Source organism: Actinomycetospora sp. ABD4_176 (assembly GCF_056311855.1).
This window is the reverse complement of the sequence record NZ_CM149974.1, coordinates 472,925-484,183: the sequence shown is the minus strand read 5'-3', so window position 1 is coordinate 484,183 and position 11,259 is coordinate 472,925. Positions and strand designations below refer to the sequence as shown.

The 11,259-nt window shown below is 76.4% G+C and carries 9 protein-coding genes; 8 read left to right on the top strand and 1 reads right to left on the bottom strand.

Features of this window, described 5'->3' with window-relative positions; genetic code table 11:
• Window positions 1–14 precede the first annotated feature (14 nt).
• The 4 genes from ACYX4T_RS02320 (at window position 15) to ACYX4T_RS02305 (ending at window position 1,691) form a co-directional block, all read left to right on the top strand.
• Window positions 15–479 (top strand): DUF7144 family membrane protein, encoded by a 465-nt coding sequence (locus ACYX4T_RS02320; RefSeq protein ID WP_476012967.1) that lies wholly within the window; start codon window positions 15–17, stop codon window positions 477–479.
• Window positions 480–561: 82 nt separating this feature from the next.
• A complete protein-coding gene (locus ACYX4T_RS02315) occupies window positions 562–1,095 on the top strand; it encodes a potassium channel family protein (RefSeq protein WP_476012966.1) in 534 nt (177 codons plus the stop codon).
• 72 nt (window positions 1,096–1,167) lie between these two features.
• The gene (locus tag ACYX4T_RS02310) at window positions 1,168–1,419 is read left to right on the top strand and encodes a hypothetical protein (RefSeq protein ID WP_476012965.1); all 252 of its coding nucleotides are present in this window, start codon (window positions 1,168–1,170) and stop codon (window positions 1,417–1,419) included.
• Window positions 1,419–1,691, top strand: a complete 273-nt coding sequence (locus ACYX4T_RS02305) for a DUF3040 domain-containing protein (RefSeq protein ID WP_476012964.1) — start codon at window positions 1,419–1,421, stop codon at window positions 1,689–1,691. The genes ACYX4T_RS02310 and ACYX4T_RS02305 overlap by 1 nt, the downstream gene beginning before the upstream one ends.
• 6 nt (window positions 1,692–1,697) lie before the next feature.
• Here ACYX4T_RS02305 and ACYX4T_RS02300 read toward each other — a convergent pair whose 3' ends face one another.
• Window positions 1,698–1,904 carry a hypothetical protein gene (locus ACYX4T_RS02300; RefSeq protein ID WP_476012963.1) on the bottom strand — a complete coding sequence of 69 codons (207 nt, stop codon included), beginning with the start codon at window positions 1,902–1,904 and terminating at the stop codon, window positions 1,698–1,700.
• Between the two features lie 206 nt (window positions 1,905–2,110).
• Between ACYX4T_RS02300 and ACYX4T_RS02295 the strand changes: the two genes are divergently transcribed.
• The 4 genes from ACYX4T_RS02295 (at window position 2,111) to ACYX4T_RS02280 (ending at window position 11,182) form a co-directional block, all read left to right on the top strand.
• Complete coding sequence (locus ACYX4T_RS02295; RefSeq protein ID WP_476012962.1) at window positions 2,111–4,477, top strand: sulfatase-like hydrolase/transferase; 2,367 nt, start codon at window positions 2,111–2,113, stop codon at window positions 4,475–4,477.
• A gap of 201 nt (window positions 4,478–4,678) precedes the next feature.
• On the top strand, window positions 4,679–7,210 hold the full coding sequence (locus ACYX4T_RS02290; protein WP_476012961.1) for a helix-turn-helix transcriptional regulator: 2,532 nt from the start codon (window positions 4,679–4,681) through the stop codon (window positions 7,208–7,210).
• Complete coding sequence (locus ACYX4T_RS02285) at window positions 7,207–8,448, top strand: MFS transporter (RefSeq protein ID WP_476012960.1); 1,242 nt, start codon at window positions 7,207–7,209, stop codon at window positions 8,446–8,448. The genes ACYX4T_RS02290 and ACYX4T_RS02285 overlap by 4 nt, the downstream gene beginning before the upstream one ends.
• Before the next feature lie 37 nt (window positions 8,449–8,485).
• Window positions 8,486–11,182 carry a winged helix-turn-helix domain-containing protein gene (locus ACYX4T_RS02280; RefSeq protein ID WP_476012959.1) on the top strand — a complete coding sequence of 899 codons (2,697 nt, stop codon included), beginning with the start codon at window positions 8,486–8,488 and terminating at the stop codon, window positions 11,180–11,182.
• Window positions 11,183–11,259: the final 77 nt, after the last annotated feature.

Here is an 11,259-nt window from a genome sequence, read left to right as displayed (position 1 = left end):
CCCTGGAGGAGATCATGACCGAACAGCAGACCCCGCCGGCCTCGGGACCGGCGATGACGCCCCGCGCGAACGGGACGATGGCGCCGCCCCGCGACTCGGGCGCCTGGACGGGATGGGTCCGTTTCGGCGGCGTCGTGATGACGATCATCGGCGGGTTCGCCGTCATCCAGGGCCTCCTCGCGCTGTTCTCGCCGACGTACGTGACGCTGACGAGCGCCGGCATCCTGGCGTTCGACCTCACCGCGTGGGGCTGGCTGCACCTCCTGCTCGGCGTCCTGGTGCTGGCCACCGGCCTGGCCCTCGTGGGCAGCGCGCCGGGCTGGGCCCGCGGGACGGCGATCGTCCTGCTCGCGCTCAACACGATCGTGCAGCTGGCCTACATGCCGGCCTACCCCATCTGGTCGCTGGTCCTCATCGCGCTGGACATCGTCGTGATCTTCGCGCTGATGGTCACGTGGGACGAGGCCTCGGCCTACTGATCACCACCGGCTGCGAGTCCGCCGACGAGGCCCGCCCGGGTGACGGGCGGGCCTCGCTCGTGCGGGGGTGAGGGGTGTTGCCGTGGATCCCGAGGCACCGTCGGGACGGCGGGTCGCGCTGGTCCTCGCGCGGGCGACGGTCACGGTCGTGCTGCTCGTGACGGTGTACTTCGCGCTGCCGCTGCGGGCGCGGGAGGACGACGGGACGCTCGTGCTGTTCCTGCTCGGGCTCGTCGCGCTCGTCGCGATGGTCGTGTGGCAGCTGCGGGCGATCACGACGGCCGTGCACCCCGGCCTGCGGGCGGTCGAGACCTTCACCAGCGCGATCCCGCTGTTCCTGCTGATCTTCGCGGCGACCTACGTGGTGCTCGACGGGTCGCGCCCCGGGACGTTCTCCGAGCCGATGTCCCGGGTCGACGCCCTCTACTTCACCGTCACGGTCTTCGCGACCGTCGGGTTCGGCGACATCGCCCCGGTCAGCGAGACCGCGCGAATCCTGGTGACCGTGCAGATGGTCGCCGACCTGCTCGTGCTCGGCCTCCTCGTCAACGCGGTGCTCGAGGCGGTCCGGCGGGGGCGCTCCCGTCGTACCGGCTCCGGGCGTCCGTCGTCCTGACCCCCTCCCCGCCCCCTCCCGATCCCCGGAGCGACCGTCATGCCCGCGACTCCCGTGACCCCGGTGTCCTCCGTGCCCTCCGTGCCGGCCGAAGCGACGGCGCCGCAGCCCTCCACCGGCTGGCACGTCGACGTGCCCCTCCTCGGCCCGGTGGGGTGGCCGCCGACCGGCACGCTGGCCTTCGTCGTCGTCCTCGGCGGGCTGGTGGCCGTCGACATCCTGGCGTGGCCGGTGGCGGTCGCCATCGGCGCCGGACACGTCCTGGCCCGCGACCACGACCACCGGATCCTCCGGGAGGTCGGCGAGACCCTGCAGGAGGCGTGATGCTCGACGACGCCGAGCGCGAGTCGCTCGCCGAGACCGAACGGCAGCTGGCCCGCACCGACCCCCACCTCGTCGCCCTGCTCCGCGACGGCGGCACCCGGCGCCGCCGGATGGTGGCCGTCGCCGTCTGGGTCGTCGGGGTCCTCACGTCGCTGCTCGTGGTGGGCCTGCTCTTCCTCGGCCTCGGGTGGCAGGCGCTCCTCGTCGCCACGCTGACGACACTGGTGCTCGGCCGGCGCGGGTGGCGGGCGCTGTGGCGCGGCCGCCCGTGACGAGCCCTACCGATCCAGCGGGTGCGCCTCGACGACGGTGAGCCCGAGCAGGCGCAGCTGTTCGAGGATGCCGTGCAGGTGCGCGTCGTCGACGACGGTCCCGCGCAGCACCGCGCCGGGCCGGACCTCCTCGACGTCCATGTCGCAGAACGCCTCGCGGGCGGTCCCGGTCAGCGGGCCGTCGACCCGGAACTCGTAGCGCCGATCGGTCATCGGTGTCCTCCCCCCGTCGCGGCAGCCCGAGCGTCGCGGACGGGACGGGACTCCGCCCTCACCCGTCGAGGATGGTCCGGGCGCCCGGCCCGTCCCGTTCATCCGGGCGGGGTGAGCCGGGGTGGGGCGGTGGCCACGACGGTCGAGGACCGACGGGGGGGCCACCGGCTCCCCGCTGGCCCTCCGGATCCCGGGAGACACCGACGATGAGCCCGTCCGATCACGCACGGAGCATCCTGCCCATCCCCGACCGTCCCGCGCCCGGGCTCACCACCTACGACGCCAAGGACCCCGACACGGCGTTCGCGCCGATCGAGCCGCTGCTCCCCCCGACCGGCGCGCCGAACGTCGTCGTGGTCCTGCTCGACGACGTCGGCTTCGGGGCCTCGTCGACCTTCGGCGGTCCCTGCCGGACCCCCACCGCCGACCGCCTGGCGGCTCGCGGCCTGCGCTACAACCGGTTCCACACGACCGCGCTCTGCGCGCCCACCCGGCAGGCCCTGCTGACCGGCCGCAACCACCACTCCGTGGGCATGGGCAGCATCACCGAGACGGCGACCTCGGCGCCGGGCTACTGCTCCGTGCGACCCAACACCAAGGCGCCGCTGCCGATGACGCTCAAGCTCAACGGCTACTCCACCGCCCAGTTCGGGAAGTGCCACGAGGTCCCGGTCTGGCAGACCTCTCCCCTGGGCCCCTTCGACGCCTGGCCGACCGGCGGCGGTGGCTTCGAGACCTTCTACGGCTTCATCGGCGGCGAGAACAACCAGTGGGAGCCCGCGCTCTACGACGGGACGACCGCCGTGGAGCCCCCGTCGACCGCGGAGGAGGGCTACCACCTCACCGAGGACCTCGCCGATCGCGCCACCGCCTGGATGCGCCAGCAGAAGGCGCTCATGCCCGAGCGACCCTTCTTCGTCTACTTCGCCCCGGGGGCGACCCACGCCCCGCACCACGTCCCGAAGGAGTGGACCGACCGCTACCGCGGCGAGTTCGACGACGGGTGGGACGCGGCACGCGAGCGCACGTTTGCCCGGCAGAAGGAGGCCGGCCTGATCCCGCCGGAGGCCGAGCTCACCGCGCGCCACGACGAGATTCCCGCGTGGGAGGACATGCCCGACGAGCTCAAGCCGGTGCTGGCCCGGCAGATGGAGGTCTACGCGGGCTTCCTGGAGCACACCGACCACCAGGTGGGCCGTCTCGTCGACACCCTGGAGGACCTGGGGATCCTCGACGACACGCTGGTCTACTACATCGTCGGGGACAACGGGGCCTCCGCCGAGGGCACCGTCAACGGCGCCTTCAACGAGATGGCCAACTTCAACGGCATGGCCGCGCTCGAGACGACGGAGTTCCTGCGCAGCAAGATGGACGAGTTCGGCTCGCCCGAGTCCTACAACCACTACTCCGTGGGCTGGGCCTGGGCGATGAACACGCCCTTCCAGTGGACCAAGCAGGTCGCCTCCCACTGGGGCGGCACCCGCAACGGCACGGTCGTGCACTGGCCGCGCGGGACCAGCGGCCCCGGCGGCCTGCGGTCCCAGTTCACCCACGTCATCGACCTGGCCCCGACGATCCTCGAGGCGGCCGGCATCCCGGAGCCGACCATGGTCAACGGCGTGCTGCAGTCCCCGATCGAGGGCACGAGCATGCTCTACACCTTCTCGGCGCCGGACGCACCGGAGCGCCACGACCTGCAGTACTTCGAGATGTTCGGCAATCGCGGCATCTACCACCGGCGATGGAGCGCGGTGACCAAGCACCGCACGCCGTGGCTGATGATGAACCACCAACCGCCGCCGTTCGACGAGGACGTCTGGGAGCTCTACGACGGGAGCAGCGACGACAGTCAGGCCCGCGACCTCGCCGCCGACAAGCCCGAGGTCCTCGCCCGCCTCCAGCGGCTCTGGCTCATCGAAGCCACCAAGTACGGGGTCCTGCCGATGGACGACCGCACCAGCGAGCGCGTGGAACCCTCGATGGCCGGGCGACCCACGTTGATCCGGGGCACCTCGCAGCTCTTCTACCCGGGCATGGGGCGGCTGTCGGAGAACAGCGTGCTCAGCATCAAGAACCGCTCGTTCTCCGTCACCGCGGAGGTCGACGTCCCGGACGGCGGGGCGCACGGCGTGCTCATCGCGCAGGGCGGGAGGTTCGGCGGGTGGGCCGTGTACCTGCAGGAAGGCCGGCCGACGTTCTGCTACAACGTGCTCGGCATCCGGCTCTTCACCATCCGCAGCGAGTCGCCCGTGCCCGCCGGCGTCCACCAGGTGCGCGCCGCGTTCGCCTACGACGGCGGCGGCCTCGCGAAGGGCGGGGACGTGTCGCTGCTCGTCGACGGCGACGCCGTGGGCGCCGGACGTGTCGAGATGACGCAGCCGGCCATCTTCTCCGCCGACGAGACCACCGACATCGGACGCGAGGAGGGCACGCCGGTCAGCCCGGACTACACGGCGGCGACCAGCCGGTTCACCGGCCGCATCCGCTGGGTCCTGCTCGACGTCGGCGAGGACACCCACGACCACCACATCGACCCGGAGGAGCGTCTGCGGATCGCCATCGCGCGGCAGTAGTCGGGCGTGCGGCCGATCGACGGGACTCGACCGAACTGCCCGTGATCACGCGTTCTCGTCCCGTCGCGGTCTGGTCCGAACGTCGGCGTGGATGCCGCCGGAGGATCGAACACCCACCGGTGCCTGCCTGCTTCCGGACAGTGGCAACAAATCCTATCGTTGCTCTGACCAGGGTTCCCTCAGGCAGGCGAGGTCAAGCAGATGGCCCACCCCCGTCACGGTCCCCCGCCGCTCCCGGCCGGTCACGTCCGGCGCCGGGCGCTCGAGGACGTCCTCGACCAGGGGGCCGAGCGGGACCTGACGGTGCTGTCCGCGCCCCCGGGGTCGGGCAAGACGTCGCTGCTGGCCGCGTGGGTGGGCGACGACCACGGCGGCGCCACGGCCTGGGTGTGCCTCGAGCCCGAGGACCGCGACCCGCGCCGCCTGTGGCGCGCGGTCCTCGGGGAGCTGGCGGCGCTGTCGGTGGTCCCGTCGTCCAGCCGGCTCCACCGCCTCGTGGTGTCGCGGTCGACGGTGGCCCCCGAGTTCCTCACCGAGCTCACCGCGGCGATCGTCGCCCTGCCGTCGACGGTGCGCCTGGTGCTGGACGACGTCCACCACCTCGCGGACCCGCTCTCGCAGCAGGGTCTGTCCATGCTCCTGCGCGACACGGGCGACCGGCTCCGCCTCGTCCTCGCGGGCCGCCGCGACCCCCCGCTCCCGTTGCCGCGCCTGCGGATGGACGAGCGGGTCGTCGAGCTGCGCGCCGACCAGCTGGCGTTCTCGCCGGCGGAGTCGGCGGCGCTCTTCGCCACCTGCGGCCCGGACCTGACGCCCGCCCAGGTCGCGGTGCTGCACGAGCGCACCGGCGGCTGGGTCGCCGGTCTGCGGCTGGCCGCGCTGTCGCTGCGCGACCACCCCGACCCCGACCGGTTCCTCGCGGGGTTCTCCGGCGACGAACGGCCGGTCGCGGACTACCTCGTCGACGAGGTCCTCGCCGGCCTCGCGGAGCCCCAGCGCGAGGTCCTGCGCCGGATCAGCGTGGCTCGTCGGGTGCCGGCCGGGCTCGCGGCCCGGCTCGCCGGTCGCGACGACGCGGCCGAGGTGCTCGACGACCTCGCCCACACCACGGGCCTGGTCGCCGGCAGCGGCGCCCGCGGGGACCCCTACCGCCTCCCGGAGCTCCTGCGCTCCCACCTCGTCGCCGATCTCGGCCGGCGGGGTCCGACGTCGGTCGCGGTGCTCGAGAGGGACGCCGCCGCCTGGTGGGCCGAGCAGGGCTCGCCGGTCGAGGCGCTGCGCCACGCGGGCCGGGCGGGCGACCCGGCGCTGCTCGCCGACCTCGTCGGACGCTGGGGTCCGTGGCTCGCGGGCCGGGGTGAGCGCGAGGCGCTGGCGGCGGCCTCCTCCGAGGAGGGCGGCGACACCCGTCTCGCCGTCGCCGCGGCCCACGTCCACCTCGCCCGCGGGGAGCACGAGCGCGCCCGCGCGGCGCTGCGCCGGGCACGCCGCGACCGGCGTCCGGGTCCGGACGCCGCAGCGTTCCGGGCCGCGACCGAGCGGGTCCTCGGCCGCGCGCTGCCCGTCGCGGACCGTGAGCCGGTGCCCGCCGAGCCCGCGCTCGCCGCGCACGGCCGGATCGGGCGCGGCGCCGCGGCCCTCCGCGCCGACGACCCGACCCTCGCCCGCACCGAGCTCGGCGCCGGCCTGGCTCTGGCCCACCGGCTCGGCCTCGAGGTGCTCGCGCACCGCGGCCGGTGCCTGCTGGCCGCCGCCCTGTGGACCGCCGGCGACGTGCCGCGCGCCCGGGCGGCGGCGGACCGGGCGCTCGCCGAGGCCGGCGCGCAGGGGCCCGGCAGCCCGCCGTGGTCGGCGGTCGCGCGGGCGGTCGCCGCCCACGCGGCCCTGCTGCGCGCCGACCCCGGGGCGACCCGCGCCCTGACCGACGCCGGCGAGGAGGTCGCCGACCCGGTGGTGCGCTTCGCGCTGCTGTGCGCCCGGGCCGGTGCCGCGGCCGACCTGGGCGGGCGGACCGCCGGGCTGCTCGCGCTGCAGGCCGCGCGGGCGGCCCTCGGCGCCACGGCGGTCCCGGGCGCGCTCGCCGCGACCGCGGCGCTGCTCGAGCACCGGGCCGCCGTGGAGCTGGGCCACGCCACCGCGGCGGGCGCGGTCACCGCCTGGCTCGCCGGCCGCGAGCCGGCGAGCCCCGCGCTGGCGTTGATCCGCGGGTGGAGCGCGGCCGCGACGGGCGACCTCGCCGACGCCCGCACGGCGATCGCCGTCCTGCTCGTGCCGACGGTGAGCCCGTCGCCGCCCGCCCTCGACGTCGAGGCATGGCTGCTCGAGGCACGGATCCGGCTCGCGCGGGCCGACCGCCCGGGCGCCCGCGCCGCCGCCCGGCACGCCGTCGACCTCGCCGCCCGGCGCGACGCTCTGCGGCCCTTCGTCCACGCCGACGGCGGGGTGCGCGCCCTGCTGGTGGACGAGCTCGCGACCGGCGCGCCCCGGGCCGCGTTCGTCGCCCGGGCGCTGGCGGCGGGTGCGACGTCGCCCGCCGGGGTCGCGCTGAGCGGCCGCGAGCACGACGTGCTGGCCCGCCTGCCCTCGCTGGAGAGCTTCGACGAGATCGCAGGCGACCTCGACGTCTCCATCAACACGATCAAGACCCACGTCCGGGCGCTCTACGGCAAGCTCGGGGTCACGACCCGGCGGGACGCGGTGCTCGTCGCCCACGAGCAGGGCCTGCTGGGGTGACGGAGCACCCGGGACCGTCGCCCCGCACCGTCCTCGCGCTGCTCGCCGCCCTCATGCTCGTCGACTTCGCCGACCGCCAGGTCCTCGTCGCGGCCTTCCCCTACCTGCGGGCGGAGTGGGGACTCGACGACGCCACGCTCGGGGCGCTCGTCTCGGCGGTGACGCTGACGGTGGGCCTGGGCGCCCTGCCGGTCGCCGCGCTCGTGGACCGGTGGAGCCGGGTCCGGGCGATCGCGCTCATGGGCACGGTGTGGAGCGTGGCGTCGGCGGCGTCGGCGCTCGCCCCCGGACCGGGCACGCTCCTCGCCGCTCGGATCGGGGTGGGGGCCGGCGAGGCGGGCTACGGGCCCGCCGGCGGCGCCCTGCTCGCCACCGTGTTCCCGGCGACGCGCCGTGCGGCGGTGCTCGGCGTGTTCCAGGCGGCCGGACCGCTCGGCACCGTCGTAGGGATGGCGCTGGGCAGCGTGGTCGCCGCGCAGTGGGGCTGGCGGTGGGCGGTCGCCCTGTTCGCCGTGCCGGGGCTGCTGCTCGCGCTCGCCGTGCTGCGGGTGGGCGACTACCCGACCGTGCGCCCCGCGCGGGTGCGCGGGGCGGTCGCCGGGGTCCTGCGCACCCGCACCGTCCCTGCCGCCGTCACCGGCATGGTGCTGCTGCTCGTCGTCGCCTCGGCGCTGTACACGTGGCTCCCCACGCACCTCGAGCGCGAGCTCGGCCTCGCCCCGGCGGCCGCGGGCGGGCTCGCCGCCGTCGTCGTGCTGGCCGGGGTCGCCGGCACCGCGGGGGCCGGGCTGCTCACCGACCGCGCCGCCCGCCGGGACCCCGCGGCGCGCCTGCGGACGCCCGTGCTCGCCGGGCTCGCTTCCGCCGCGCTGCTCGTGCCCGCGTTCGCGGTGGTGCCCGCCGGCCCCGTCCAGGTGACCCTCGTCCTGCTGGGGTCGGCGGCGGTGACCGCCGCGATCGGTCCCGCGGCCGCCGCGATCGTGGACGTCACCGACCCCGCAGCCCGGGCGACCGCGGTCTCCGTGCTGGTCGTCGCCCAGAACCTGCTCGGGCTGACCGTGGGTCCGGTCCTGACCGGCGTCCTCGCGGAGGCGCTCGGGCTCGCCACGGCGCTCACGCTCGTCGCCGGGCTCGGGATGGTCGCCGCCGGGGCATTCCGACTGGCGGGACACACCTACCTCGGTGACCGTGAAGCCATGACCTCGCCTCGCGAACCCGTCCCGGTGGTCGGGGCGTAGCGCCGTGGCCACCCGCCGCGCCTCGTCAGGACCCGTCGTGGCGGGCCCCTGGACGGCGCCGCCGACCGCGGCGCCGGGTGCGGCGCCTGCTGCCGCCTCCGTCATCGGCACGCCGGGCCGCACCGGGGCCGAGCACGCCGCACCCGTGGCGACGCACATCGTCGAGCGCCCACGCCTGCACACCCTCCTCGACCAGGCCGTCACGGAGGCCGCCGCCACCCTCGTCGTCGGGCCCGCGGGCTGGGGCAAGACGCTGCTCGTCGGCTCCTGGCTCGCCGGCGGGGCCGGTGGGCGGTCCGGGGCGTGGGTGACGCTCGGGGCCGGGCACGACGAGCCCACGGTGTTCTGGGCCGCGCTCGCCCGGGCGGTGGGGCCGCGGGCCGGCCCGGCCGCCGCCGCGGCGCTCGCCCGGCTGCACGGCCGCGCCGGCGGCCGGCTCGCCGACCCCGACGAGCTGCCCGGCGCGTTCGCCCACGCCCTGCGGCAGGCGGAGCACCCGGTCGTCGTCGTCCTCGACGATCTCCACGAGGTGTCCTCGCCGGTCGTGCACCAGGGGCTGCGCAGCCTGGTCGAGCGGCCCGTGCCGTCGCTCGCGCTCGTCGCCACCAGCCGCCGCGACCCGCCCTGGCCGATCACCCGCCTGCGGCTGGCGGGCCTGCTCGCCGAGGTCCGGCCCGACGAGCTCGCCTTCCGCGACGACGAGGCCGCCGCCCTCTTCGCGCAGCTCGGCGTGCCCGCCGGCGACGGGCACGTCCGGGAGATGGTCGCGCGGACCGGAGGCTGGGCGGCGGGGATGCGGCTGGCCGCGCTCGACCTGGCCGCACGGCCGAACGTCGACGACGCGGTCGCCGCGTTCTCCGGCGACGCGCACAGCGTGTCGGCGTACCTGCTCGACGAGGTCCTCGGACGCCAGCCGGCCGAGCTCGTGGCGTTCCTCGAACAGATCAGCGTCGTCGACCTCGTCCGCGCGGACCTCGCAGACGCGCTGACCGGGCGCACCGACAGCGAGACGATGCTCGCCGAGCTGTCCGCCGCGCACCTGTTCGTCCAGGCGCTCGACCACCCGGGTCGCTGGTACCGCCTGCACCGCCTGGTCCTGGACGTGCTGCGGGCACGCCCGCTCTCCCGCCGCGAGCGGCGCGACCGCCACCGCCGCGCCGCCGAGTGGTTCCGCGACCAGGAGATGCCGCTCGAGGCCCTGCGGTCGGCGCTGCGCGGGGAGCTGTGGGCGCTGGCCGCCGACGTGGCGGGCGCCCACCTCGTCGCGCTCGTCCTGCGCGGCTCCGCCGACGAGGTCGCTCGCGCCCTCGTGGCGGTCCCGGAACCGGTCCTGCTCGAGCGGCCCGAGCTCGCCACGGCACTGGCCGGCGCCAGGATGGCCCGCGGCGACACGACGCAGGTCACGGCACTGGTCGCGGCCGCCCGGCGGGGCGCGGGCGCGCTCGGTGCGCGCCGGCACCGCCTCGAGGTCCACCTCGCCCTCATCGAGGCCGCGCACGCTCGCGCGCGAGGTGATCTCGATCGCGCCGCCCGCGCGCTCCGCGCGGTGCGCCTCGACGTCACCACCCTGGGGCGCTGGGGGGTGCGGGACGCCGCCGTCGTCCCGGCCGTGGCACTCGCCAACCTCGGGACCGCCGAGCTCTGGACCGGGGACCTCGTCGCCGCCGAGGACCACCTGCGCGCGACCGCCGACGGGGCCGGCCCCGCGCCGCTGCCCCGCGTCAACGCCGCGGCCCACCTCGCCCTGCTCGCGTGCGAGCGCGGCGAGCTCGACGACGCGGAGCGGCGTGCCCGCACGGTCGCCGAGGCGGCCGGCGAGGTCGGCTGGACGCGGATGCCGCAGGTCGCGCCGGCGTTCCTGACGCTGGCCCGGGTGACGATCGACCGCGACGAGCCGGGTGCCGCCGAGGTCTGGCTCGCCCGCCTCGCCGCGGTCGAGGAGGTCGCGCCCGAGCCCCACGTGCAGCTCGCCCGGTCGTTGGCGCTCGCGATCCGCCACGACGCCGCCGGCGACCGCGACGAGGCGCTCTCCCGCCTGCGGGATGCCCGGGCCCGGGCAGGGTCGTGGACGCCGCCCCGGCCGCTGGACGAGCAGTGCGCGCTCGCCGAGGCCGACCTCCTGGCGCGGACGGGCGCTCCTGACGCCGCGCGGGCGGTCGCCGACCGGCTGGGCCCGGCGCGCACCGACGCCGGTCGGGTCGCCGCCGCCCGGCTGCTGCTGCACCTCGGGGAACCGGTCGCCGACGTCCTGGGCGACACCGTCACCAGCGCCCTGCCGCGGGTGCGCACCGAGGCGTGCCTGGTCGGCGCCCTCGCCGCCGAGCGCGCCGGCGACACGGAGCGGGCGACGGCGCTGCTGGAGGAGGCCCTCCTCGCCGCCGCGCCCCACGGGCTGCGCCGGCCCTTCCTCGCCGAGCCCACGCTCGCGGACCTCCTGCGTCGCCGCGTCGACCGGGGCAGCGGGGCGGCCGGCTACGCGGTCGACCTGCTCGAGCGCCTCACCGGCCGGCCCGCGGACCGGGCGGCACGTCCCGCGCTCGCCGAGCCCCTCACCGAGAGGGAGGCGACGATGCTGCGCTACCTCGCGAGCACGCTGTCGAACCCCGAGATCGCCGCCGAGCTGTACGTCTCGGTGAACACCGTCAAGACCCACCAGCGGGCCGTCTACCGCAAGCTCGCCGCGACCGGCCGGCGGGAGGCGGTTCGCCGGGCGCGGGACCTCGGGCTGCTGTGAATGGCCATGCCCGCCTCATCCCGGGAGGACGACGCCGTCTCACCCGCCCGACCGACACCCTCCGTGGCGACGAGCCG